This is a genomic window from Candidatus Zixiibacteriota bacterium (genome assembly GCA_019038695.1).
Taxonomy (GTDB): domain Bacteria; phylum Zixibacteria; class MSB-5A5; order GN15; family FEB-12; genus B120-G9.
The window spans coordinates 237,223-263,928 of the sequence record JAHOYZ010000010.1 but is presented as its reverse complement, the minus strand read 5'-3'; the positions used below and the strand labels follow the sequence as shown (position 1 = coordinate 263,928).

Annotated in this window: 17 protein-coding genes; 11 read left to right on the top strand and 6 right to left on the bottom strand. The window is 50.3% G+C overall.

Annotated features, from left to right (window positions below; translation table 11 throughout):
• Positions 1-131: 131 nt before the first annotated feature.
• The 4 genes from KOO62_05090 to rsgA form a co-directional block, all read right to left on the bottom strand.
• Positions 132-977: a kinase/pyrophosphorylase gene (locus KOO62_05090; GenBank protein MBU8933364.1), complete on the bottom strand. Its 846-nt coding sequence runs from the start codon at positions 975-977 to the stop codon at positions 132-134.
• A gap of 13 nt (positions 978-990) precedes the next feature.
• Positions 991-3,165, bottom strand: coding sequence for a DUF1926 domain-containing protein (locus KOO62_05085; protein ID MBU8933363.1), 2,175 nt, complete (start codon positions 3,163-3,165; stop codon positions 991-993).
• Positions 3,166-3,167: 2 nt separating this feature from the next.
• The gene (locus KOO62_05080) at positions 3,168-4,070 is read right to left on the bottom strand and encodes an MCE family protein (protein ID MBU8933362.1); all 903 of its coding nucleotides are present in this window, start codon (positions 4,068-4,070) and stop codon (positions 3,168-3,170) included.
• A 66-nt stretch (positions 4,071-4,136) separates the two neighbouring features.
• Entirely contained in the window at positions 4,137-5,045 is a 909-nt protein-coding gene (rsgA, locus tag KOO62_05075; protein ID MBU8933361.1) for a ribosome small subunit-dependent GTPase A, read from the bottom strand.
• 238 nt (positions 5,046-5,283) lie between these two features.
• Between rsgA and secA the strand changes: the two genes are divergently transcribed.
• Positions 5,284-8,250 (top strand): preprotein translocase subunit SecA, encoded by a 2,967-nt coding sequence (gene secA / locus KOO62_05070; protein MBU8933360.1) that lies wholly within the window; start codon positions 5,284-5,286, stop codon positions 8,248-8,250.
• A 20-nt stretch (positions 8,251-8,270) separates the two neighbouring features.
• On the opposite strand, the gene KOO62_05065 is transcribed toward secA, so the two are convergent.
• Together KOO62_05065 and KOO62_05060 are read right to left on the bottom strand one after the other, a co-directional pair.
• Positions 8,271-9,686, bottom strand: a complete 1,416-nt coding sequence (locus KOO62_05065) for a hypothetical protein (GenBank protein MBU8933359.1) — start codon at positions 9,684-9,686, stop codon at positions 8,271-8,273.
• Between the two features lie 180 nt (positions 9,687-9,866).
• Positions 9,867-11,525 (bottom strand): C69 family dipeptidase, encoded by a 1,659-nt coding sequence (locus KOO62_05060; protein ID MBU8933358.1) that lies wholly within the window; start codon positions 11,523-11,525, stop codon positions 9,867-9,869.
• Between the two features lie 246 nt (positions 11,526-11,771).
• Between KOO62_05060 and KOO62_05055 the strand changes: the two genes are divergently transcribed.
• From KOO62_05055 to KOO62_05010, 10 genes are all read left to right on the top strand, one after another.
• Entirely contained in the window at positions 11,772-15,974 is a 4,203-nt protein-coding gene (locus KOO62_05055; protein MBU8933357.1) for a PQQ-binding-like beta-propeller repeat protein, read from the top strand.
• Between the two features lie 234 nt (positions 15,975-16,208).
• Complete coding sequence (locus tag KOO62_05050; GenBank protein ID MBU8933356.1) at positions 16,209-17,435, top strand: ABC transporter permease; 1,227 nt, start codon at positions 16,209-16,211, stop codon at positions 17,433-17,435.
• A 96-nt stretch (positions 17,436-17,531) separates the two neighbouring features.
• On the top strand, positions 17,532-18,227 hold the full coding sequence (locus tag KOO62_05045) for an ABC transporter ATP-binding protein (protein ID MBU8933355.1): 696 nt from the start codon (positions 17,532-17,534) through the stop codon (positions 18,225-18,227).
• A 9-nt stretch (positions 18,228-18,236) separates the two neighbouring features.
• Positions 18,237-18,767, top strand: a complete 531-nt coding sequence (locus tag KOO62_05040; protein ID MBU8933354.1) for a UvrB/UvrC motif-containing protein — start codon at positions 18,237-18,239, stop codon at positions 18,765-18,767.
• 17 nt (positions 18,768-18,784) lie between these two features.
• Positions 18,785-19,843: a protein arginine kinase gene (locus tag KOO62_05035; GenBank protein MBU8933353.1), complete on the top strand. Its 1,059-nt coding sequence runs from the start codon at positions 18,785-18,787 to the stop codon at positions 19,841-19,843.
• A 63-nt stretch (positions 19,844-19,906) separates the two neighbouring features.
• On the top strand, positions 19,907-22,384 hold the full coding sequence (locus KOO62_05030; GenBank protein ID MBU8933352.1) for an ATP-dependent Clp protease ATP-binding subunit: 2,478 nt from the start codon (positions 19,907-19,909) through the stop codon (positions 22,382-22,384).
• Positions 22,385-22,665: 281 nt separating this feature from the next.
• Positions 22,666-23,685 carry a DivIVA domain-containing protein gene (locus KOO62_05025; protein ID MBU8933351.1) on the top strand — a complete coding sequence of 340 codons (1,020 nt, stop codon included), beginning with the start codon at positions 22,666-22,668 and terminating at the stop codon, positions 23,683-23,685.
• A 166-nt stretch (positions 23,686-23,851) separates the two neighbouring features.
• Positions 23,852-24,664, top strand: coding sequence for a purine-nucleoside phosphorylase (locus tag KOO62_05020; protein ID MBU8933350.1), 813 nt, complete (start codon positions 23,852-23,854; stop codon positions 24,662-24,664).
• A 111-nt stretch (positions 24,665-24,775) separates the two neighbouring features.
• A complete protein-coding gene (locus tag KOO62_05015; GenBank protein ID MBU8933349.1) occupies positions 24,776-25,687 on the top strand; it encodes a macro domain-containing protein in 912 nt (303 codons plus the stop codon).
• A complete protein-coding gene (locus KOO62_05010; GenBank protein ID MBU8933348.1) occupies positions 25,684-26,649 on the top strand; it encodes a DUF4433 domain-containing protein in 966 nt (321 codons plus the stop codon). Before KOO62_05015 ends, KOO62_05010 begins: the two co-directional genes overlap by 4 nt.
• Positions 26,650-26,706: the final 57 nt, after the last annotated feature.

Sequence of the window (26,706 nt, the reverse complement as noted above, 5' to 3'; positions counted from 1 at the left end):
ATTCATCCCTTGCCTTTTGGGATGAAGTATAGCTAATCATTAGGACATTTCTAAAATGCTCATATAGGACATTATCACTTTGCGGGAACAGTGCGAAGTTGGTCAACCTGGTTCGACCGGAACCACTTTTCTTAGGCTCTTTCAATCCTCAAGATTTCCAAAATATCGTCTGAGATTTCCTCGATTGCGCGGCGCGTTACGTCGATGGTTTTCCATTCGCCCACAGCAAACAGATGACGGCAGAACCGTAGTTCCTCTCGGATCTTGTGTACATCGAAGTAGTCTTCGATATCCGTCCGCCCTTCTACCGTGTGGGCCAGGTGATGGGATCGTTCCTGACGAATCTCTACCAGCGTATCAGGTTGCATCATTAAGCCAAACACCTTGTTCTGGCTAAATGACTTCAGACGGGTAAGGATATATTGCTCCATGGTACTGGTTGGGAAGATCGGTATGTTGGCCGCCTTCACCCCATGATTACAAGCGAGATACATACTAATCGGTGTCTTGCAGGTGCGTGATGCCCCGAGCAGAACTACATCAGCCTCCTCTATCAACATTCCCCGGCCGTCGTCATGCTCGACTGTGAATCCAATCGCGTCGATCTTCTTGTAGTACCGATCATCAATCCTCTGCAAAAGGCCCGGCTCAAAATCCGGGTGGACACCGAGAAACTTGGACATGGTAGAGACCATCGGCTTGAGCACATTCAGATGCAGAATGTTCATGGCGTGCAATTTCTCATGCAGATACTGTGACAGACCCCTTGATATGACAGAGAAGACAACCAAATACTGATCGTCAATCTCATCAAGAATTTCGTCGCAGCGTTCCATGCCGCGTACTTCCTGGTAGGTGCGTAGAACAGTATACTCAATTTCCTTGTAGGCATATTGAGACAGAACAGCGTCCATCAACCGTTTGGCAGTCTGGCCCGTGCCGTCGGAGATGACTACGATTTTCTTGGTGTCGTCCATGCGCAGTCCCGGATCAGGAATTGGCCGCCGGGACAGTCTCTATCCTGTTTGGAAGAGTGTTGATCGCACCAGCGTAGAGGTCGATCTGAAGTTCCAGCGGAGTGTTCGACAGCTCAAGACGGAACAGGTGCACAAATGTCGTTCCCTGATAAACCTTCTCAAAGCCACCCTCCGAAAGAGATACCGTAAAGATGGGCATATGCCAGATTTCCGACGATCGGTCTCCTATGACAGCCAATCCGACATCACGATACTGATCGTGCAGACTGTATCCGCGAACCTGGGAATAGGCTCCAACAGAGTCGAGATAGCAATTGTCATATCGTTGCCCATCAATCAGTATAAATCGATCTTCGGCATGACCTGCTTGGAAATTGAAGTTGTTTTCGATTCCGAAATTCACTCCGACGTGATGACCTTCCGAACAAGATAGCGCATACCTAATCCGGATATGTTCCGATATGGGGTCAAAGGTACAACACTTCTCAACACGCAGTGGGATCACGCCTTCGGGTCGCCATAGATGACCGTTACGAACCAATGTTACATTATTGCCGGTGCTTTCGATGTCAGCATCATACGGTTCGACTATGAAATCTCCCTCTTCACCGTAGATGCCGGAGCAGAACCGTTCAGAGTTAACATCGTCGGTGAAGAAATGGTCTATCAGGCAGCGCTTGAGATACCAGTCCTCGCGAAGAAGGTCACTGAGGCCCTCCTCTTTGGCGAGAATCAGATCGTGAATAGAGGTCGTCTTGTCGCTCCCTGTAACCTTGGTTACGGCTCGGTCAAGTTTAAGGTGATACCCTTCCTTACGACGGGTTAGTGTGTCAGTGGGATCGAAACGGTGTCTGTTGAGGGCTAACCCGATGAGGCTTCCACCGCGATTCGGTTTCAGAACTGCCGAGAGAAGTTCTGATGATACCACGACTTCATCGAAACCATCAGCATCGTAGTCACGGGCCTCTATGATCAATTTTTTATCGTCCGCAAGTTTGGCAAGACCACCATCGGCTTCAATGAGATTAGCATAGACCGCCTGACGGATGTGGGGTAGATACAATCCCCCGAAAACACCGTGCCAGTATGGACAATTGCACTGCCCGGCATAGAGCCTGTCGCGTAACCCTACTGCTTCTTCGATCCGTCCCGGGTTGTTTTTCTCAAAGTCGTCCAGTCGGTCAGAGACAGCCAACATCTTCTTGTGCATCAGGTTAGCTTCGTCATACTTGGCTAGAAAACCCCGCCAATGGCCACCACGAACATAGCGCCCATAGCGGTCCAGTTTCTTCTCACTTTTGAGCCATTTCTCGAACTGCTCTAACTCCAGGAAAGCGGTCGGCGGAAGCGCCCAATGGAGCATCTCGGAGTACGATGCCGACGGAAGGTATGCTCGGCCGATCGGTTTGCATTGAGCCGCTTCGCCCAAAGGGATAACTTCCAGCCAGTCGCTGTTCTTATCAACTTCTTCCATAAAGTCTTGCAGCCAACCGTCAGCGTAGCAGTGTTCGTTGGTCTGGGGCCAGACCCCAAACTTCTCACCATCATCGGCATAGACAGCCAGACCATCGGAACAACCTTCGGCCTGACTCTTCAGCTCGTCAATTACTTCCTCGACCGTGCCAAACGGAATAAGATAACGAAGGCGCTTTTGAATCGGCAGGAGTCGTACACTGAATCCCTCGTTCTCAGTGACAAACGGCCCGGTCAACTGGTTCGGTTCGAACCCGGCATATAGAAAATGGGTGTCGTCGATAGGTAAATACTTCACGCCCGACTGAGCCAGCAATTTGGGCAGGTGCGGTTCCCAAATACGTTCCGTCAACCACAATCCTTCCGCCTGTCGCTCAAAATGTCTCTCGATATAATCGCTGAGCATAGCAATTTGGCCATGACAATCCCGTTCTGGAATAGACACCAGAATCGGTTCATAGAAACCGCCGGTCATAAGTTCGACCTGTCCTCGATCAACCAGTTCTCCCACCAGCTGGAAATATTCGGGATGCGCTTCTTGTTGCCATCTCCATAGAATACCCGACTGATGCAGAGAAATCCTCATACATGGCATTTGCTTTATCAGCTGTAGAAACGGTTCGTAGGCATTAGTGTGAGCCTCTTCAAAAACTGCCTGAAAATTCCCTACCGGTTGGTGGTTATGAATGCCAAAGGCCAGTTTGAACTTGCTCATACTTAGAAAAGCTCCAACGTCAGGTTAATATACTTACGCGGGTTGGCGCGAATGTCAGTGATCAGGTCATCCAGATTGTCGGCTGTACGACGGAGATCGTCATACAAACGACGGTCCTCGATCAGTAGCTGCAGGGTACCATCCGGTGAGTTCACGCGGTCGGCAAACTGTCGGGCCGAGAGAGCGAGAGTGTCGAGTTGACCAACAAACATTTCCAGCCGCAATGAAGAGCGATCGAACCGATCAAACGTGGAGTCAATTCGTTCGCTATTGTCGGACAGGATCTGGTTGAGGTTTCTGGAAGCATTGTAGAAATTGTCAACGGTCTTGTCGAGTTTTGTGTTGTTCCGAGAAAGATAAGCGGCCATTGAGGACGAGACTTCCTCCAGACTGGCTACCGTGCGATCAAGACTGGCTAAAGTAGAGTCCGAGCCTGTGTGACGGCGGAAAGCGAACACCAGGTCTCGCAACTCGGTAACCATTTCTCCCATCAGCCCCATTACTTCCGGTAAACCGGTGTCGTACTGTCCATCGGCCACATGAGTTGGATCAAACAGGACAGAATCGTTACCCGGATGGATAGCGATAAAACGTTCCCCCATCAGTCCAAGGTTCTTGATAACAAATCGGGCATCACGCTTGAGAATCACATCCTTGTATAACAGAAGCTTCACTTCCACTCCATCGGAAGTGAGCTTGAGATCACGCACTCTCCCTCGCCGTACGCCGGATACCGTCACCCGATCACCAGCCGCCAGCGTTCCCACGTCGTCGAAACGGATATTGATAATCTGGGCGTTTCTCTCCAGCTTGTACCCCTGCAACCAGTACAGGGACCCAGCGAGGATCATAAGACCCATCAGGATGATAATCCCGACTCTGAATTCTATTCCATTTGAAGCCATCGTACTGCTATAACCATCGGTATGTTAGTATGTTCTGTTGACAAAACTAATACGAAAAAAAACGCATCAGATTGATGCTGCTATCGAAATGTAATTGTCATATCTGAAGCGGGCTATCTTCCCCTCCTCAACAGCCGCCTTGACCGCACAGTTGGGTTCGTGAACGTGACTGCATGGCTGAAAACGGCAGTCGACATAGTACGGTTCGAAATCACGATAGTAATGTGGAAGAATCTCACGGTCTACCTCCCAGAGTCCCATAACCTTAAGCCCGGGCGAATCCACTACAAAACCACCGTCGGGAAGTTCAAACATCTCGATATGGGTGGTGGTGTGCTTGCCCTTGTTGCTGGACGACGAAACCCGACGCGTCTTAAGATCCAGACTGGGGATCAACATGTTGAGGATAGTTGATTTGCCAACCCCGGAATGACCGGCAAACAGCGTTCGATGGCCACTAAGCCGCTCGCGGAGAGTGTCCAACCCCTGGCCGGTCTCGGCTGATACATCCACCACTCCGTAGTCAAGCTCCCGGTAGGCCGCCATGATTTCCTGAAGGTCCGGGGGATGCTGCAAGTCGGTCTTGTTGACCACGATTAGCGGGATTAGGTTCCCCATATCTGCAGCGATCAAAAAGCGGTCGATCAGGCCAGTTTTTAACTTTGGTGACTTGATCGATACAACCGCCGCCAGAATATCAAGATTGGCGGCCAACACCTGCATTTTGGTCTCGCTGCCAACCATCGGACGGAGAAACGCCGTGCGACGCTCCATAACCTTATCTATAGCTCCCCGCCCGTCCGTAGCACGGGTAAATATCACATCATCGCCCACCGCCACGGGCGTAACACCCTTGGCAACATGCTTAACCTTCTGGCGGACTTCACATTTCACATGTGAGCCGTCTTCGGCACGCACATCAAACAGCCTCCCGCGCGTGGCTACTACAATTCCCTTCTCTGATTCTGATATCACACTTCCAAGGTATGTCAGGCAGATTTCGGTAACAAGAGATAAGTTGCACATAAGGACAGGCAAACCCGGTCTGGATTTTTGTTTTCTCCAATTTCGCGTAGAGCCGGGGCTTGTCTCCGCCGCCCCTCGACTCCGGGGAGCACAAAAGAACATGGCAAAGCCATCCCCGAACCACATTGCCAACGTCATTGAAATTGTTTATTGTTGGGGTTGAACATTATAAGTGAGAATTGAACATATGATGAATTTGATTACCAAGATATTTGGCACCAAACATGACCGCGATGTCAAGAAACTGGCGCCATTCGTTGATGAGATCAACGGTCACTTTGAAACCCTGAACAGCCTTTCCGATGAGCAACTGGTTGCCAAAACCGATGAGTTCCGCAAACGGGTAGCCGAGGGCGAGACGCTTGATGATCTCATGGGCGAAGCGTTCGCCGTTGTCAAAGAGGCTTGTCGCCGCAATCTGGGACAGACCTGGGATGTCTGCGATATGCCAACTGAGTGGAATATGGTCCATTTCGATGTCCAACTCATCGGGGGTGTTGCCCTGCATCAGGGTAAGATTGCCGAGATGGCCACCGGCGAAGGCAAAACTCTTGTCGCCACGCTTGCCTGTTATCTCAATGCACTTGAGGGCAAGGGTGTCCACATGGTCACTGTCAACGACTACCTCGCCCGTCGCGACAGCGAATGGATGGGCAAGATATACAAAGACCTCGGACTTACTGTTGGCGTTATCCAGAACCAGATGATCAATGCTGACCGACGCACAATGTACGAATGTGACATTACGTTCGGCACCGCCAATGAGTTCGGTTTTGATTACCTGCGCGACAACATGTGCCAGCAGGCTGAAGATCGCGTGCACCGTAATTACCACTACGCTATTATTGACGAGGTGGATTCTATTCTGGTCGATGAAGCCCGTACCCCATTGATAATCTCCGGTCAGGTGGAACGCAGTGTCCATGACCGCTACCGGGAGATGCGTAGCACGGTCGATACTGTCGTTCGCAAACAGACCGTGCTTATCAATGACATGCTGTCCAAAGCAGGCGAGCTTCTGGCCGCGGAAAAAGCGGAAGATGACTTCGAGATCGGTATTCTCCTGCTCGCTGCACAGCGCGGTGCACCTAAAAACAAGAAACTCCTGAAGATCATGAACGAAACGGGCATGAAGAAACTGGTCACCGACGTTGAATCTTCTTTCATGCGCGACAAGAAATTACACGAAATCGACGACCGGCTATACTACTTTATTGATGAACGCGAACACAGCATCGCGCTGACCGATCTTGGCACCGCTCAACTCAGCCCCGACGAACAGAAACTATTTGAGATTCCTGATATTTCCACCATGCTTTCGGAACTCGATGGAGACAGCTCCCTCTCAAAAGAGGATCGCCAGAAAAAGACCGACGAAATCTACAGCGTTCACTCTGAGCGCTCCGAAAAAGTCCACGCGTTGAACCAACTGCTGCGTGCCTATTCGCTCTACGAGAAGGATGTTGAGTATGTCCTGCAAGAGGGCAAGGTGATGATCGTCGACGAATTTACCGGGCGTGTTCTTCCGGGACGACGTTACAGTGACGGTTTGCATCAAGCCATCGAGGCGAAAGAACAAGTACGAATCGAAGCCGAATCACAGACGTTGGCCACGATCACACTCCAGAACTACTTCCGCATGTATGACAAACTGGCTGGTATGACTGGTACGGCGGAAACAGAAGCCGGGGAGTTCTGGGATATTTACAAGCTGGATGTTCTGGTGGTGCCGCCCAACCGGACGATTATCCGCGATGATGGCGAGGACAATATCTATCGCACCCGCAGCGAAAAATACAACGCCATTATTGAGGAGATTGTTGAGAAGCACAACGAAGGCCGACCGGTGCTGGTCGGTACAACTTCTGTGGATGTGTCTGAGACGCTCTCCCGAATGCTCAAGCGTACTGGCTTGACACACAATGTACTCAATGCCAAACATCATCAGAGCGAAGCGGAGATTGTGGCAAATGCTGGTTCAAGCGGGGCGGTAACGATCGCCACCAACATGGCTGGTCGTGGTACCGATATCCGTCTCGGTGAGGGCGTCACGGGTTGTGGTGGCCTGCATATTGTCGGTACTGAACGACACGAAGCTCGTCGCATCGACCGACAGCTGCGTGGTCGCGCCGGTCGACAGGGTGACCCCGGATCGTCACAGTTTTTCCTCTCGCTGGAAGATGACCTTATGCGGCTCTTCGGCGGTGATCGACTCGGTTCAATCATGGACCGACTCGGCGTCGAGGATGGGGAGGTAATCAAGCACGGGATGGTCACCAAGGCGATTGAACGCGCCCAGAAAAAAGTCGAGGCACAAAACTTCGCCATCCGCAAACACACTCTCGACTACGATGATGTAATGAATATCCAGCGCAGTCATATCTACGAACGCCGACTGGCAGCGCTGGAACGACCATCAATTAAAGACGAAGTGGTCGAACTTATCCAGGAAGTGCTCGACGACCTGATCGAACAGTACTGCCCCGAGGGACAGTACCCTGAAGATTGGAATCTCACCGCCTTCGTCGATGATCTGCGCAAAACTTACTTGCTAAACCTTGAGTTCAAACCGGAAGACATAGCTGCCCTGTCGCACGACAAACTCAAAGAACAAGTTCTCGGCGCAGTTACACACATTTACAAACATAAGGAATCAACCTACGGCGAAGAAGTGATGCGCCAACTGGAACGTTACGCTGTTCTTTCGACAATCGACCGGCACTGGCGCGATCACCTCGCGGAGATGGACGAGCTTCGCACGGGGATCGGTCTGCGTGCCTACCATGGTGCTATGGGCAAACCGATTGACATTTACAAACGCGAAGCGTTCGCTATTTTCCAGAAAATGATCATCACTATCGACCGCGAAATCGTCAACCTGGTTTACAAGCTACAGGTGAACATACCGGAAAGAACCGGCGATGCCGGCCAATCACAAATGCAGACTTCCCATGCCGATGCGACCGGGATGGGTTTGGCAGCTGGCGCCCAATCGAAAGGCGCACCACAGGAAAGTAACCCGATGGCGGCAGCATCACAGGCGGGGAAACAGACCCGCACATTCAAACGACAACAGCCCAAAGTCGGACGAAATGATCCGTGCCCGTGCGGTAGCGGTAAGAAATTTAAAAAATGCCATGGCCGGGGAGCATGAAGTAATTGTTAGATATCGTGCTACTCCACACGTCGGTACACATTGAACGCCCAGGCATCCAGCAGAGGGGAGGCGAAAGTCTCGCAGTACTCATATGATGCGATGAAAACTGCACTGTCGAGAAAAGCAGCCGTAGGATCTGATGGCGAGATAACCAGCCACTCCGGCTGAGAGTCAATTATTAATCCCATATAATCCCCCCGTCGATTGTATTCCGCCGTGACAGGCGTGACAAGACCAGCCCGGTCCAGAATCGGCTGGTTCAGATAATAGCCGACATGGCCAAGGTCTTCAGTAGCCACAACATCGTCTTCCTCCGCGTTGGCCTGGATATACTCAACCACACCATTGTGGATGACAGAGAGAACATCCCACTCGAGGCGGTAGTTTTTAACCGTCGGGTAATTGGCTGCAACCAGGAGAACGATCAGCCCCGCTCCCAGAGAGTATCTTAGTGCCGACGACTCGCTCTTCAACCATGTCCATCGATTAGCCAATACGAGAATTGAGGCCGAGGCGAACAGAATGTAGATGGGATAGATCGGTGCAATGTACCACCTGAAGACCAATGTGGAACTGAAAGTCAGGGCAACTATAGTCGCTATCATCCACACCAACTCCAGATAACCAAACCGAAACTTGCGTATCAACCACCAACCTCCCACCACGGTCAGGGTGGTCATTATCCATCCGAACGGATTGTGCCAGCCCATCACAAAGATCAGGTTGCCACCCGCCGATGAGGCCCACACCCGACTATACAACGCCAGTTTGGCACCAATAGAATTGGGGATCGGTGAACCAAAATAGACGGTAGCAAATATGACCCACGGCAGGAGGATCAGCACCGTTGCAAGCATTGCATGAATAATCTGCCGAGGTTGTTTGAACAAAATATAGATCATTAAGAGACCAATGATCATCAACCCTTCCGGACGAACCAGCGTTGCCAGAGCAGCCATCGTAATCGCATGTATAGGTTTCTGCTGGTGATTCAGATAAAACGCCGCAGTCACCAGTAACGTGAACAATGCGGTTTCCATTCCGCCAGTGTCAGTAGGAAGCAGGCGTGGAAAGAAAGCGTAGATGACCACTGGAACAAAAGCAAACCGGGCGAAACCGACGGCATCAGCAAACCGGTACAGCACTATCGCTGTCAGACCCGAGGCTAATAACGAGACAACAAGAGCCACACCAGGAATGGGCAGACCGATACTTCCGAACGCGGCCAGTATCAACGTGAATAATGGCGTAGTTGTTCCCAGCACTCGCTCACCGAGGTTGAAGACAAAACCGTTCCCGGCAACGAGGTTTGCGGCATATCGGAAAGTGATAAACGCATCGTCAAACGTGAACCGGGTCAGACTGTGAAAGACCAGTCGGGCGGTTATGGTTGCAAGGAAGATAGCGGTGTATATACGGATCGCTTTTGTCATACCGGAAACCTATGTACTTTCTGCGTCCACGACAGTGTTACCGTTTCCATAAAGAAGCAGTTTCTTGTAGGGTGGAACCCTTCATAGTGGTTCCGCCATTTTGAATTGGCAGAACCACCAAGGAGTTCTACCCTACAACTACCTACTTTCCCTGTAGTTGTAGAGAAGGGCACTTGTGCCTCAGTCCACCAGTTTGTGTTCCTCGGTTGCGTCATCCCAAACAGGGAGTTTGAACTGATCGGGGCGTTCTTTTAGTACCCTTCGCAGCCATGAATCAGGATATCCCTTATCCTTTGGCCGATGCTCCTCATTCTGCACATAACCGTCATTGTATTTAGTGATCAAATGTTCCGCCAGTTGTTTCCAACGAGCCATCGTTTGTTCGCCCTGTCCAACTGAATAACCCGTCAGGTACCTGGTCATCAACTCGTGGTCAGTTTCACAAAGTTCGAGAGCTGCCTTTTCAATGACTGGTTGCAATTTGAAGCAAGCTCCCTCAAGTTCGGCTTGTACCGCCAGAATCTCAGGAGCCATGTAGCTATATTTCAGATTGGCGTAGTTGGCCACCAGGTTAAACACCCACCATGCGGATTCCCACGAGAATGCGCTTAAACTGCCACGAGCAAAAGATTCCGGGACGGCGTTGATTCCGCAATACAGGGGAACGTAGCAAGTCATGTAGGTGTCATCGACGCCGTACCAGTAGACGCCCCCGATAGGATCAGGTAGCCATGAACGCGATTGAGACACGAAAGAGAAACCGGTTTGCTGGGTCGAGATGGATCGTTCCCAACCATATTCCATAGTCGTATCGGCGTTGTCGGGATCATGCCAGGTTAGCGGTCGCCAACGATTGGGGGTGCCATAGGGACCGGCATCAATTCCCTGAGTGGCATCAAAATCGGTGCCTTCGTAGTGGTCACGCATCAACGCGAATACATCAGCGATCGAGAGTTTTGTGTCGGGTTTGATCCACAATGGGTAAGGCTCCGCATCGACAACGCCCCGATGATAATCAGCGGAGAAATCCTGTGATGGGGCGGCTCGACGGAATATGCTCCACACGCGAGCAGAACAAAATCGCAGGTTGCTTGGTGTTGTCGGACAATACGCTTCGCTAAACAGAAACGGCTCACCAGAGTCAGGATCGTAGTAGCCCTTCTCAACAGCCAGCGATATTGCGTTCTTGCTGTACAGGCAGTTCTCGGGATCATCGAGAGGGAACTCGCCGATACGACCCTTGTTGGCATAGGCTGAGATGTAGCCATCGGGGATGCGCAAAGCGACCCACACAGCGCCCTGACCACCTTCGCCGGGACCGAACATTTCCATAATCCAGGCCTCGTCCTGATCAGCAATCGAAAATGACTCGCCGTTCGAGAGGTAACCGTAACGTTCGACCAGATCGGTCATGACTTTGATTGCTTCGCGAGCAGTGTGGGCGCGTTGCAATGCGAGCTCCATCAGGTCCCAGTAGTGCATCAAACCGTCCGGGTTTCGCAATTCCTTGCGGCCACTGGTCGTCGTTTCGCTTATGGCCAGTTGATGCTCGTTCATCATTCCCACGACTGCATAAGTATGCTCTACCTGTTCGATCCAGCCGCGAACCTCCCCTTGCCAGTTGGTGATGGCCAGTGAATCGCCTTTTTCGTAGTGAGCAGCAGGTGAGTATTCAAGCTCAGGATGAAACGTCCCATCGCAAGTGTAAGTAATCATCACCGAGCCGTCGACCGATGCACCTTTGGTTACCAGCAGATTAGTGCAGGCTATAGTATAGCTGCCGTTAAAGATCAAAACTGCAGTTATGAGCGTTACCAACGTCCGGGTATTTCTGCACATTGTGTTTTCCTCCACATTAGTTTTGCCGTTTCCACTTAAGTAATAGACGATCTTCCGCGCAGGCAAATAGAATAGTATTGGTCTCCAGCTAACGGTATTAGGGGGAGTATTGCTATAAGCCTTGCTTTTTCGATACGAATTGACTAAATTACCCATGATCAGGTGTAGCAGGCTTGATTAATGTGGTAAGACGCAACGGTTTATTTTATTGGGACGAACAAACGCATCCGCAGAAGGAGTAACTCCATGAGACAGGTTTATCTACTTCTAATCATTCTCACACTGATGCTGGCTTTATCAGCTTTTGCTGATACGCCACGCGACACTCGGCTGGAGCAAATTATCGAACCAATTTCTATTGACGCTCCAGCTTCCAGGGCAATGTGCACTATGTATAAAACAACCGGAACAATGTACGGTAATTGGAGCGGTTGGCTTGCCGGCGACAATGTGGTCACCTATTTCGATCCATACGTGATGTGCGGAGATCCTGGTTACCCGTTTGAGATCACATCATTCAGTTTTGCACTATATGATTATAATCCGGGGACCGTCGTATGGCCGGCCGATATCGATATTGTTGTATACGACAATAATGGTAGCAAGTGTAATGGTCCCGGAGCTGAGTTATGCCGCTTCACTATCATTGCTGATGAAGCTACCTATAGCTCTGCCTTTGGAACGGCGATATTCCCGACTCCCTGTAGTGTTAGTGGGCCTTTCTTCATAGGTGTTGAGTATAATTCGGGTGTATACTATACTATTCCGAGTCTTATATTCGACGACAATACCACCCCGGATACCTGTGATAATTTTTTCTCCTACGGTGGCAGTACTTACGAATGGTACGATTTCTGGGGGAATCAAGGCTACCCCATGTTTATAGTAAATGGAAATGGAGCTTTTGAAGGTCTATCTTTGGATCATGTTGATGGTTTTTCTGCTCCGGATCAGATTGAATCAAACACCCCGATCAATTTTCATATCAGGGCTACTTACCAACCTGGAAATGGTAGTTATGTGGGAGCTTTTTCAAATGGATTCAGAGTGTACTCCCCGGATGGCGCAACCTGGCAACCACTTACCTGGGATACGGCTAATATTGGCTGGTCCAACCGTTTTGACCTTGGCTTTTGGGTAGGTGAACATAGTGTAAATGGCAGCGGGGCGGATACAATAGGCTTTTCTGCTTCTGTTATGTTTTCCACTATTGGATTTGAGGATGGTTTTGATGAAGAAGTGTGGACGATATCTACCCAAGTCGATGAATCGCAAATAGGTAAGACACTCTGCATTGATTCCTGTTTCTACCCACCTTCCGGCTCCTGGCTCTGGGCTTTCGTTGGAGGGGGCGGCTATCCACCCCCCTGGAGCGGACCGCATTGTTTCACCATTGTAGAACCAACCCCTCACTGGCCCACCAGGAATCATGATTATGCCCGCACTGGCCGAAGTGAACTTGCCCTCGGCGACGCGGAATGTGACCTGACCCTGAACTGGAGTTTTGTACATCCATCCTATGGAACGGGCCTAAGCGCAGGTCCCGCGGTGTACGGGGACAAAGTGGTCTGTAACTTCACTTACGAATACAAGGTCTTCGATCTGGATGGAAACGAACTATATACGTTGTCTGGATCCCCGGAAATAGGGGGCATGCTTCGCTGCATTCCCACCATCACACCGATCACCGGGTACCCGGACCCTGTCATGTTCGTAGCGGGCGGAGATTATGCGTCTGTGGCGGCTTATAATTTCAGTACCGGTGCATTGATATGGAGCAGAGACGTTACGACAACTCCCTCAGAGCTTTATGGATACGTTAGATACGGCGTCTTTACCGTGCTGAGTATCGGGGGAACAGACTACGTCTTCTGGACTACCGATGACGGTTATGTAGTCGGGGCGGATGCCCTCACAGGAAGTAAAATTCCTGCATTCCCTGTATCTCTCGGTTACCCGATTACTGTTTCCCTGGCAACCGATGGGGTAAGCCTGTTCACAGCAACTAATGCCAGCGGGTATTATGGGGATGTTTATTCTATAGACCCAACAGACGGCACCATCAACTGGCAGTTGTCGTCGGCCGGTGGTCTTCAGGGAACAACTGAGTATGGTGGATCTGTTTCTTCGGAATTATTTTCTGGAGGCATTTCTTATGACTCGAATCTCGATGTTCTTTATGTGAACTCAGAAGTTAACGGTGATTATCCTGCTGACGGGCTGTTCTATCGCATCAATGCCTCCAACGGCCAGTTAGCCGGTCCGGTCACTCAGGCTCACAGAGTTAAGTATACTACTCCGATTATTGGAGAAAACAGGGTGTATGTGTCCTCATTGTCACGTTGGGCATCTTCCCCTCTAAGCGGACATCTTTATGCCATCAATAAGACAACAGGTGATGTTGAATGGACATCTTCCTCGTATTCGGGAGGGGCTTTTTATGGTGAGGGTATTTTGACCACTGAAACCAGCGGTCCCAACAAACTCCTGATCTTTGATGATGATGGTTTCCTCAGTTGCTATCAAGCTGATGATGGAACTGAGCTCTTTCGCAGACGGATTTCGTTTGGTGGTTTCCCCAGTAATATGGGGCTGAGTGGAGCTATTGCCGAAGACAGTTACGGTGATCTTCATGTTCTGTTTGCTGCTTACTGGGGAGCACTGTTTGATCTAACCATCCAGTCCGACCGCCCTCGCCTGGAGATTCAGAACTATCACCCCGCCATCAAGGTTTTATATGATCCCGATGAAAACGGCATAGTCACTTTCCCGAATGTGTTTACAAACACCGGCTGTGATCTTCTGACCTTCAGTTCGGTCACAGGGGATGAGAACACAGGCTACGTGAACATTCCCGAAGAGCCTTCTTCTGGGAAATCTCGATTTAGTGTTGAGCAGGATGGAGAAATCAATGAATTCACAGTTTCTGTTCGAAGCTCACAATCGGACAGCTACGGTAGCCGAGGTGTGCCGCCATACCTTGAGAGCATAGATTTACCATTGGCTTCAAGCACCATCAGTCCAGGTGATTCGATGGACTTGATTCTGGATCTTGATACCAGCCTGATTCCGGATGATGACACCGTCAAGTTCTACATAACATTGTGCTCGGACGATCCTGATTTCTTCCTGAATAACCCTTCCCTTTGTCCTGAGATAGAAGTAATCCTCGACAACACCTGTTGTGTCACCCGCGGGAATGTTGACAATGAGGTTGAGTCTACATTTGAAATAACCGTAACCGATTTGGTCTATTTGATGCAATATATCTTCTATGAAGGAAGCCCGCAACCACCCTGCTTGGAACAGGCCGATTGTAATACGGATGGAAATATCAACATAAGCGACTTACAGTTCCTTTCGCACCGCCTGTTTAGAGGTGGTCCGCTACCTGTTGGCTGCGACGAGACAGAGACCCTCACCCCCGATTTCGAAGGAAACGTGATAGTTGAGCTTAATGGCGGCTCTGGTGTTGCCAATATCGGTGATACTAACGTGCTTGAGATCCAGTTGTTGAATCCCTCGGATGATCTCTCTGGTTTTACAATTAACCTCCAAATCGGCATTGCCACCAACTATGTATTTGATCCCACTCACGGCAGTGGCTCTTATGATTACATCAATGCTCTTCTGCCTTCTCCAACATCCTATTTTGATTTCTTATTCAGGGGCTTAGAAGCAATTGATAATAGTTCACCTGACAGTATCATGGTGGGTGGAGCTACAATGATGATGGGTAGTGGACTTCCTGCTGGTAACGCGGAACACATATATACCCTGAAGTTCTACATCCCCGAAGGTGAAGCACCAACTTCTGGCGGGGTGTGTATCACACCGATATTCTATCCCGAGGCAGCAACATGGACTTTTTCGGATGAAACCGGTACCCATGGCACTCCTCCCGATTTCATGGGACAAGCACCTGATACTGAAATCGAACCCGGTTTTGCCCCACTTTGTTTCGACATAGTTCAGCCAGTAGGTGCCTGCTGCGACCGCAATGGCGGCTGCTCGATCGAAACTCAAGCCGACTGCGAGGCGCTGGATCATCTCTATATTGGCGATGGGACAACCTGCGATCCCAATCCCTGTAGTCCGGTTGGCGCCTGTTGTAGGGAAGATGATGGCCAGTGTCTACAGCGTACTGAGTGGTATTGTGTAGACGTACTGGGGCGTGTATACGCAGGCGATGGTGAACCCTGTGAACCCAATCCATGTGATTGTTGCAATGGTGACGGAATGCGTGGCAATGTTGACGGTGATATCGACGACGAGATCAATATTGCTGACCTGACTTACCTTGTAGCGTACTTATTCACCGGAGGATCGGAGCCACCATGCGAAGAGGAAAGTGACATAGATGGCAATGGCGAGATCAATATCGGCGACCTGACTCATCTGGTGGCATACCTATTCACTGGTGGTATACCACCGGTGGCGTGCCCGTAACTCGTACTAGCACGATGACAGATTCGGATGGCCACCCTCGGTATCGACGGGTGGCCATTCGTTTTCATTACCACAACGTCGCCCTCTTGATGATTCGTGCTGGCCTTGACCCCACATAGACAGGCTAAACCCGGCTCCATTTGGAGTGTCTCGCCATTTCAACGGGTGTGGTGATTGCTGGTGAGCGGAAAGTGGTTGTGATTGTGTACAATATCTCCGTATACTCATGGCAGCATGCGGTACGAAACATTCATTGCTCGTCGTTATTTACATTCCGGCCGGTACTTTGTCTCGGTGTCAACCTGGATCACCATTCTTGGTGTAATGCTGGGGGTCGCAGTGGTCTGTTTTGTGATGTCGATGCACAACGGTTTCGAATCTGAGATTCGTTCCCGTTTACTGGGTACCACTTCCCACATCTCTGTTTTCCCTCTGGGGGAACCGTTCATCGATAATTACGGTGAGCTGATTGATACTCTGGAGAACATTGACGGGGTGGTGGCAGCTTCGCCGTTTATTTATTATAAAGCGGCTATTGCATCGGCCTCAGCCGGAGACGGCATAGTTCTGCGTGGCATCGATCCCGAAATGGAACGTCGAACATCATCTGTCGCCCAAAATGTCACCATCGGTGATTACGATTTCAGCCCCATTGTTGAAGATGGTGACTCCATTCCGGGCATGATTATTGGTGCTAACCTGGCCGAACGGCTGGGCGTTTTTCTAGGTTCCTCGGTGGCTCTGTACTCACTACGAGGAGAAGATCTCCATCGTCGTGCCCGCCCTCGGGTAGCCCGGTTCTATATTTCCGGTCTGCTCGAAACCGGCATGTATGAGTTCGACGCTCAGATGGCGTATATTTCTCTGACCTCCGCCCAGAAACTTTTTCGCACCGGTGATGCCGTTACTACGGTCCATCTGAAGCTGAGTGATGTCTATCTAGCCGAAGGGTTAGCCCCGATGATCGACTCTGCTCTGGGTTTCAGATACGACGTAGTGCCCTGGAATGAACTGCATCGCAATCTTTTCACCTGGATCGCCCTGGAGAAGAAGATTCTGTTTCTGGGCTTTATCCTGATTGTGCTGGTGGCCGCCTTCTCAATAATTTCCACCCTGGTCATGTTGACGATGGAAAAACGAACCGAAATTGGGATTCTGAAAACAATCGGTTCGACACCAAGTTCGATCCGTAAAATATTTGTATACAAGGGATTAGTAATTGCGACCTATGGCGTAGTACTTGGCTGGGGGTTGGCTATTATTGCCGCTTTGTTGCAAAACCGCTATGAGATCATTTCATTGCCACCAGATATCTATTTTATTAGCTATCTGCCTATCGAAATACACCCGCTCGATTTTCTCATCGCTGGTGCTCTCACCTATGGTATCTGCTTCCTCGCGGCGTTATATCCAGCATATCAGGCGGCGCGTCTTTCGGTAATCGATGTTTTGAGGCGTTAAATGACTGATATTCTAATAACGACTAAACGTTTCTCGAAATCTGGCGAAAATGTTATTATACGGGCGTGCATTGTGTACGCACGATGAGATAGGCATATGAACGACAACAATTGGATTCTTGAGGCCGACAACATCTACCGAGAATTTTGTACACAAGAGGCAACCGTTCGGGTGTTACAGGGAATAACCTTGAATCTGCACAAAGGGGAGATGGTGGCGGTTACCGGAGCATCGGGAGTGGGCAAATCCACTCTGCTACACTTGTTGGGCGGCCTGGACAGACCTTCCAGCGGCGAAGTGCGAATCGGCGGAACCAGCCTTGGCCCACAATCGGAGGAAGAGTTGGCAAGCTTCCGAAACCAACAGATTGGTTTCGTGTTCCAAATGCACCACCTTATGGAAGACTTCAGCGCTTTGGAAAATGTTATGATTCCCTTGTTGATAGCCGGTCGCAAGCGACGTGAAGCTCTGGACAGGGGGGAACTCCTAATGGAGTTCGTGGGTTTAAGTGATAGAAAGAATCACCGCCCGAATCAGTTGTCGGGTGGTGAACAACAGCGCGTTGCAGTAGCCCGTGCTTTGGCCAATGAGCCCCGGATTGTCCTGGCTGATGAGCCATCGGGCAATCTGGATACCTCAACCGGACGCCGACTTCACGATCTTCTCCTCAGGCTGAACAGGGACCGAGCCACGACTTTTCTGATCGCGACTCACAATCAGGAACTGGCTCAAATGTGCAATCGTCAACTTGAGATTATCGATGGCTGTATTTGTGAACACCAATCGAGTTAGGTAGAAGATATGTTATGTCAGGATTGCAATAATCGGGAAGCTCAGGTTCATCTGACGCAGATCATTAACAACGAGAAAACGACGCTCAACCTATGCAAAGAGTGTGCTGCCTCGCGGGGATTTCATTCGCCATTGGACAATGTACCCTTTCCATTGGCTGAGCTTCTATCCGGATTGGGATCGGCTATGCCCAGCGCCGAAAAGCAACAGGTTGAGCAGATCGCTTGTCCCAACTGCGAATTGACCTTTCAGGAATTCACCGGACAGGGTCGTTTCGGCTGTGGTGAATGCTACAAAGCCTTCCGCACACAGTTGGAACCAATCATGCGTAAAATCCACGGTGCCTCGCTGCATCGCGGTCGTAGTCCGGTAATCCTCGACACATCTACTCCGGAAACTCCGCAGGTACTGCCGGTTCGGGAAGAAGAACGCCTTGAAGAGGAGTTGATCAAAGCAATTGAAGGCGAAGATTTTGAGCGCGCGGCCGAGATTCGCGACAAACTGAAAGCAATGAGAGAGAGCTTGGCTCTCGATCAATAGTAATAGGGGTAAGAAAGTTGGGAACGATGTTCGAAGAAATGGCCACATCACCGGCCGTTTGGCTTTCCGGTCAGGGCGAAGATGCACTTGTAGTACTCTCTACCCGGGTGCGCCTGGCCCGCAATGTCGCCGGCTGTAAGTTTCCCCCATCGGCTGATGCCGAGACAAGGAAACGGATTGTTGGATACGTCGATTCGACGGTGGAACGATCAAGTCTTCTCCAGGAAGGCCAGTATCTCAAAGCGTCCGATATTTCTGAGCTGGACCGCAACTTCCTGGTCGAACGGCATCTTATCTCGCCTGCCTTTCTCAACGGCGAGTTGTCCAAAGCTCTGTATGTCGGCCCTCAGCAACGAGTCTCAATCATGGTCAACGAAGAGGACCACCTGCGCGTTCAGGCGCTCTCATCCGGCCTTGACCCCAACGGGTCATATGAGTTGGTAACAAAGTATGATGCTGAAATGGGTCGCTATCTTGAGTATGATTACGATCCGGATTTCGGCTATCTGACCGCCTGTCCCACCAACGCCGGTACCGGTATGAGAGCCTCGGTTCTGATCCATTTGCCAGGGCTGGTTCTGACCAAAGATATTGACCTCGTCATTTCGCACATCACTCGCAGCGGTTTGATCGTCCGAGGTTTTTACGGAGAAGGTTCGGATGTGCTGGGAAACCTGTTCCAGGTTTCCAATCAGAATACGCTGGGTATTAGCGAAGAAGAGGTGCTGAACCACATCACCAGAATCACCCGCGAGATTATCGACAAGGAAGCCGAAGCGCGGCAACGTTTGATTGACGAAGCCGGGGATATGATCGAAGATAAGATCTGGCGCGCCTATGGTATTCTCAAGACTGCCAGGGTACTCACCTCTGAGGAGGTGATGAACCTGCTGTCGGCGGTACGACTCGGTCACGCCATGAAGATTATCGATTCTCTGGATGTAGCCCTAATTAATGATATTCTGCTGCTATCGCAGCCAGCCCATTTGCAGAAATTCTATGGTTCGGAAATGGATCCCAATCGACGGGATTTTGTGCGTGCCCAGATGGTGCGTGAGAAACTGAGAAACAACTGAGGCCGATATGATGTTGCAACACGGACTTTATAACACGGACGAAATCGGGAAGGACAGCAGGCTATGAACGAAATGTTTACCGAGCGAGCGCGTAAGGCCATTGAATTCGCCCGAGACGAAGCCTCGCGTCTGCGCCATGACTATATTGGTACCGAACATCTGCTGCTGGGTCTTATCCGTCTTGGCGAAGGACGGGGTCTGGAAATCATTACCAACCTTGGTCTCGAATCGGATGACCTCAGGCAGTCGATCGAAGAAGTTGTGCAGCCTTCTGGTGGAACCATGACTATGGGCCAGTTACCCCTGACCGCTCGTGCCAAAAAGACTCTTGAGGTCTCCGGGCAGGAAGCTCGGGCTTTGAAGTCAAAGGATATCGACACCGAGCATATTATTCTGGCCCTGCTCAAGGATGAAGAAGGTGTGGCCGCTCAAGTGCTGTCTACTTATGATATTGACTACAAAGAAGCCTACGAAGAACTGAAGAACATCCAGAACGGGCAGCCTTCATCGTTCAAGCAGAAGCGCAAGAAATCAAAAACCCCCGCCCTCGATCATTTCGGACGCGACCTGACCGAACTGGCACGGCGCGGTAAGCTCGATCCGATCATAGGACGCACCGACGAAATCGAGCGTGTATCCCAGGTTCTGTCACGTCGCAAAAAGAACAACCCGGTCCTCATCGGAGAACCAGGCGTGGGCAAGACAGCTATCGCCGAGGGACTCGCCCAGCGTATCGTCGAGAACCGTGTACCGCAGACACTTGAGAATAAACGTCTGGTCACGCTCGACATGGCTTCACTGGTGGCTGGTACAAAGTATCGCGGTCAGTTTGAAGAGCGACTTAAAGCAGTTTTGAACGAAATCATCAATGCTACCGATGTGGTCATCTTCATTGATGAGATCCATACGATCGTCGGAGCGGGTGGAGCGGAAGGATCGCTCGACGCTTCGAATATCTTCAAGCCTTCTCTGGCACGTGGCGAACTACGTTGTATCGGCGCCACCACTATGAATGAATACCGCAAATTTATCGAGAAGGATGGAGCGCTGGAACGTCGTTTTCAGACCGTGATGGTTGATCCGCCATCGGAAGAAGACACCATTGCTATTCTCAAAGGTCTGCGGCCCAAGTACGAAGAACATCACCAACTGATTATTTCCGACGGGGCCATTGAGGCGGCCGTCAAACTCTCCAATCGTTATGTCTCCGGCCGGTTCCAGCCCGACAAAGCTTTTGATCTGATCGATGAAGCTGGTTCGCGCGCTCACCTTTCAACCTTCACCCGGCCACCAAAGTTCTCAGAGATTGAGACCGATCTGGCCGACTTGGTGAAGACTAAAGAGGATGCCGTCAAAAGCCAGGCTTTTGAAACAGCGGCGCAACTCCGTGACGAAATCAAAGTAAAAAAGGACGAACTGGCCAAGCTACAGAAAGAGTGGGAGGAAGCCCGCGAGAACAACAAGATCACGTTGTCGACTGATGACGTCGCTACTGTGCTGGCCAAAATGACCGGTATTCCCTTGTTCCGTCTGGAAGAAAATGAGTCCAAACGCTTGTTGCGGATGGAAGAAGAAATCCAGAAGACAATCATCGGCCAGAATGAGGCAATCGTTTCCATTGCCAAAGCCATCAGACGGGCAAGAGCTGGCCTAGGTGATCGTCGACGTCCAATCGGCACTTTCATATTTCTCGGTCCTACCGGCGTTGGGAAAACCGAACTGGCGCGCCAGTTGGCGGCCTTCCTGTTCGAAGATACTGACTCCCTGATTCGCATTGACATGTCGGAGTACATGGAAAAGTTCGCTGTCTCTCGCCTGATCGGCGCACCTCCGGGGTATGTCGGCTACGAAGAAGGCGGGCAGCTTACCGAGAAAGTCCGGCGCAAACCATATTCGGTAGTTCTGTTGGATGAAATCGAGAAAGCTCATCCAGATGTCTTCAATATCTTACTCCAGTTGTTCGACGATGGTCAACTGACCGACTCGTTCGGGCGGAAGATAGACTTTAAAAATACTGTTGTCATTATGACTTCGAATCTAGGAACCCGACAACTACGTGATGACAAAACGGTCGGCTTTGCTGCTTCGGCAACTGATCTCTCGTTTAACGGCATGTCGTCGAAGATCAAAGAAGAACTGCGCAAGACCTTCAGTCCCGAACTTCTCAACCGTCTTGATGAGACCATCATCTTCCATTCTCTCGAACGCGAACATATCGCTCAGATCATAGATATTATGATAGCCGATACCGCCGAAGAACTGGCGGAGCGCGGTATCAGCTTCAATCTTACTGAGCAGGCCAGGGGCTTCCTGACCGAAAAGGGTTATGAGCCTGAGTTTGGTGCTCGTCCGCTGGCCCGTGCTCTGCGTCGGTATCTCGATGATCCATTGGCCGAGGAGATTCTCCGGGGTCAATTTGCCGGTGACTGTGAGCTGACCATCGGTGCAAACGACACCGAATTGACGTTCACCTTCAACGCCAAGGATGAGGACTCCGAGGAATCGAAGGAAGAACCATCGGAGGAAGAAGTGAATAGCTGACATTTTTGATAGATAGTCAGTCGAAAATACAAACGACCGTATCTCTAGGAGATTCGGTCGTTTTTTCATGGCACAACCGTCTAAACTCCTGATTCCTTGCTGTCCAGTACGGAAGAACGGTAATAATCGACACCATTCCAATTGGGCTCAATATTCCGGAGAATGTCCCGATATAATTAATGGAGTGTATCGAAATGAAACTGCTCTTAAACCGTGCCGCCTCTTCGTAGAGTTAGCACGGCCAATGAGCATGAGAAACCCTAAGAACGAGAGATACCAATATGGATCTGTCACCAAATGATATACGCAACTACGAGTTTGATACCCAGATGCGTGGATTCGACAAGGAAGATGTACGGAGTTTCCTGGAGGATGTGGCGACTGTTCTTGAGGGCATGAAACAGCAGGACCTGAAGCTGTCCATGGAGATCGACTCACTCAAGACACAACTCTCAGGGCTTCGTCAGTTTGAGGACACTATTAAGAGTGCTGCTATCGACGCTCGTCGGAACGCTGACCTCACAGTCGATAACGCCAAGAAAGAGGCCGAGCTGATTGTCACCAGAGCTAAGACCGAGGCCGACGAAATCATTGGTTCGAGAGCCAGCAAAGTGGCTCATTTCGAAGATCAGATAAACCAGCTCCAGTTGACCAAGAAATCCTATCTGGCTAAGCTCCGGAATTTGATCCAGTCTCATTTGGAGATGATTGAGGAATTGTCCAGTGACGAATCCGAGGTCTCGGACCCGGAAGATCGTGTCGAAGTTACCGAATCATCTGATGTCACTCGAGAAAAGATGGAGATAATCAGCGACGAACCGCCTTCACCAGACCCGATCCGGTCCGAAGAGGCAAACGCCGACGATACGATAGATCCAGCTTCCTCAACGACCGATGAGGAAGAACCCGAACAAGCAGAAGATGCTGACAAGCCAGTCGATCCGGAGTTGGCTGCTGCGCTCGAGAGCTACCGAACCGATCAACCACGATCAAGTGATGATGAGACTCAGCCGCCGAGATCGACGGAGCCTGCAATTCCGAAAGTCGGTGAACTTGTCGAGACAACCGCTCTGTCCACAGATATCCCGGAAGGTTTTGTGGTCGAGGGCGATGACAGCTCTGACAAATCCAGCACTGATAAAGTACCGACTGAGGAATATGGACAATCTGATTCGGTCGAACCTAACGCAGTGGACATTGATCGAAAACCGGCCTTGAGTCCTGATGATCTCGCTGGCGAACTCGATAAAGTTGCCGCCAAGTTTGAAGAGGAGATGGACAAGGCTACTCAAGATAGCTAAATAACATACCCACTCGATAAGAAGAACCGGCCGCAGACGACTCCCCTACCCTGGCCGGTTCTTTTTTTTGTGCCTTTTCCTACAGCTACGCCTGCCTTATATTCCTGCCAGAAACAACGAAATGCTATCCATCGGAAGGAGCTGACTTGTGCAGACCATAGAAGACATGCATCGTATGCTTGATGAAGCGACCGATTACATAAAAAGCCAAATAGACTTCAAACCCCAGATCGGGATCATTCTCGGTACCGGCCTTGGCTCGCTCGTTGATGGAATCGAGATGGTCGGCACTGTCGACTACGACAAAATCCCCCACTTCCCCGTCTCGACAGTAGAATCCCATGCCGGACGTTTGCTTTTTGGCAAACTGCGCGGCAAATCTGTAGTCTGTATGCAGGGGCGGTTTCATTTCTATGAGGGATACAGTTTCCAGCAGATTGCTTTTCCCGTCCGGACCCTCAAGAAACTTGGCATCGAAACGCTGATTCTTTCCAATGCCTGCGGGGGTATGAATCCCAATTTCAAGGCGGGGGATATTATGCTCATCAAGGACCATATCAATTTCTTCCCCGGCAACCCGCTGATCGGTCCCAATGATGACAACTGGGGCGACCGTTTCCCGGATATGTTCGAGGTCTACAATCGTGAATACCAGCAACTTGCCAAAGATGTCGCGATGGAGCAGAACCTTCGCTTGCAGGAAGGGGTTTATGTTGGCCTGACAGGACCATGCCTTGAGACAGCCGCTGAGTATCGGATGTTGCGTGGTTTTGGTGCGGACGCGGTCGGGATGTCAACCGTACCGGAAGCAATCACAGCGCATCATCAACACAACAAAGTATTGGGCTTCTCGATTGTAACGGATATGGGTTTACCGGATGCGATGAAACCCTGTTCGCTTGATGACGTAATCGGCAACGCAACGAAAGCCGAACCAAAACTCCGCGAACTCATCGCCGGTTGTGTCGAGAGGATGTAGGAGGGGGAAAGTGATTGCGTACATTACTGAGTTGAGTTACTATCAGCGTACAGCCAATTGGCTTGTGAGTTTATATTCTATTGATGCAAGATAGCAAGTAAGGAGTACCCAGTGCTGTTTGTCGAAGGAAATATCTTTAACTCTCCGGCCCAAACGTTGGTGAATACAGTCAACACCGTCGGGGCCATGGGCAAAGGGCTGGCCAAGGAGTTCAAGCGGCTTTTCCCCGAGATGTTCAAGGAATACCAGCAGCTCTGCGAACGGGGGGAGTTCACAACTGGGAAGCTCTGGATCTACCATACACCGAACAAAAGTGTGCTCAGCTTCCCCACGAAACAGCATTGGAGACAACCCTCAAGGCTTGAGTGGATCGAACGTGGATTGGCAACCTTTGTGGCCAATTACGAACGTCTTGGTCTTCGCTCGGTGGCCTTCCCTCAATTGGGTTGTGGTAATGGCGAATTGGAATGGCAAGTTGTGAAACCATTGATGGAGAAACATCTCAGGAAGCTACCGATTGACATCTTCGTATACGAAATCGACCGGTTTGTGTCTCCTGAGCACAAGGAACTCAAGGAAATGCGGTTGTGGCTGATTTCGGAACCGGTATCCTTGCCGTTTGAAGAGTTCAAGACTGACTTGTTGGGACTCAGTAAAGCTTCAAAGCACTTCGAGGATTCAACGGGCGAGGCCTTCGAGGTATTCGAGGAAGGTGATCGGTTCTGTATCAGGCAACATGGTGTGCTATTATCAGCGCCCTGGAGAGGTGACGATGTAGCGACTGGTTGGCTGGAGCTCTGGCAATTCATTAGAGATAAGGGAGTGTGCCAGACGCAAGACCTTGTGCAAATGGGTTTCAGTCTTTCTGATGCCGTAATTTCGCTGATGCTGAAGCTTGAGTATGTAAGGCCGTTGATAGTGTTGGGTACAGAGTCCTCCCCGGCTCTGCAGCTCCGGCCGGTCAAGATAGAGCGGGACCTATTCAGCAGTGAAGTGCGACCGAACAACCGCCTTCAAATATGAACACGTCTTTTCCAATCAAAGATGATGTTCGACAATTCATTGACAACTTGCGAGTTAAATACAAGAACAAACGCTTCTGGCCGAATTTTCTATTTCACTACACCGACATAGATAATATCCCCGCGATTCTGATGAATGGCTACCTACTCAGCCGGAATAATGCTAAGAGCGGTTCGTTACTTAAGTGTGATTCGGCCAGCCAGAGCGTACTCCAGAACTCACCGGACTGGATCGGGGATTTCGTGAGATTGTATTTTCGTCCAAAAACCCCACCATTATGGCATATTGAGGGTTTTACCTTAGGTGGCAATCTCAAGACTGAGCACGACGCTCATTGCCCTGTACCGGTGTACCTGTTGTTTTCGTCAAAGAGTGTTCTTTCAATCCCCGATATGAGGTTTAGCGAACAGAACCTCGCTCTGCAGAGTTCTCAAACCTATGACGATACAGCTGATCTATCTATGTTGGATTTTTCAAAGATATATCACGATGATGGTACCGGGATGTCTGATCCTCAGTTCAAGCGTACAATAGTTGCGAGTCGGTGTGCAGAAGTAGTTATACCGAGAAGACTATCGTTGGATGATCACCTGGCATATCTGGTTTGTCGCTCCGACGCTGAGCGTGTAACACTTCTGAATTTACTAGATCCCGTGCTACGAGCAAAATATGGAGGTCGGACGAAGTTTGGACCTCTTTGTTTTCATAGAAGGCAACAGTTCGTTACAAGCGTCAATTTACGTGAGAACGGTCTGAGTATTAGCTATAACAAGATGAGTGAGGAGCAATACCAATACATGTTTGAGTTCTGTTTCTCAAAGGGGGTTATTTCACGTGATTACACCGAGCCACAAAATGGGTTTTCGTTTGAATCTCCGCAAAGGAATTATACAATCATTCACACGATTGATGGGCACATCGCTTACAAGGGTAAATACGAACATGTAGACCTTCCGTTCTAGCCCCTCACCCCCTATTTGACTTTTCCTCTTCCCCGTCGTACCATGAGTACAGAAGTG

What these genes read in the sequence shown, in the direction of transcription:
- KOO62_05010 (MBU8933348.1), top strand. Translation starts at nt 25,684, where the DNA reads ATGAACACGTCTTTTCCAATCAAAGATGATGTTCGACAATTCATTGAC.
- KOO62_05090 (MBU8933364.1), bottom strand. Translation starts at nt 977, where the DNA reads ATGGACGACACCAAGAAAATCGTAGTCATCTCCGACGGCACGGGCCAG.
- KOO62_05080 (MBU8933362.1), bottom strand. Translation starts at nt 4,070, where the DNA reads ATGGCTTCAAATGGAATAGAATTCAGAGTCGGGATTATCATCCTGATG.
- KOO62_05065 (MBU8933359.1), bottom strand. Translation starts at nt 9,686, where the DNA reads ATGACAAAAGCGATCCGTATATACACCGCTATCTTCCTTGCAACCATA.
- KOO62_05060 (MBU8933358.1), bottom strand. Translation starts at nt 11,525, where the DNA reads ATGTGCAGAAATACCCGGACGTTGGTAACGCTCATAACTGCAGTTTTG.
- secA (MBU8933360.1), top strand. Translation starts at nt 5,284, where the DNA reads ATGATGAATTTGATTACCAAGATATTTGGCACCAAACATGACCGCGAT.
- KOO62_05055 (MBU8933357.1), top strand. Translation starts at nt 11,772, where the DNA reads ATGAGACAGGTTTATCTACTTCTAATCATTCTCACACTGATGCTGGCT.
- KOO62_05025 (MBU8933351.1), top strand. Translation starts at nt 22,666, where the DNA reads ATGGATCTGTCACCAAATGATATACGCAACTACGAGTTTGATACCCAG.
- KOO62_05030 (MBU8933352.1), top strand. Translation starts at nt 19,907, where the DNA reads ATGAACGAAATGTTTACCGAGCGAGCGCGTAAGGCCATTGAATTCGCC.
- KOO62_05040 (MBU8933354.1), top strand. Translation starts at nt 18,237, where the DNA reads ATGTTATGTCAGGATTGCAATAATCGGGAAGCTCAGGTTCATCTGACG.
- KOO62_05050 (MBU8933356.1), top strand. Translation starts at nt 16,209, where the DNA reads ATGCGGTACGAAACATTCATTGCTCGTCGTTATTTACATTCCGGCCGG.
- KOO62_05020 (MBU8933350.1), top strand. Translation starts at nt 23,852, where the DNA reads ATGCATCGTATGCTTGATGAAGCGACCGATTACATAAAAAGCCAAATA.
- KOO62_05045 (MBU8933355.1), top strand. Translation starts at nt 17,532, where the DNA reads ATGAACGACAACAATTGGATTCTTGAGGCCGACAACATCTACCGAGAA.
- KOO62_05085 (MBU8933363.1), bottom strand. Translation starts at nt 3,165, where the DNA reads ATGAGCAAGTTCAAACTGGCCTTTGGCATTCATAACCACCAACCGGTA.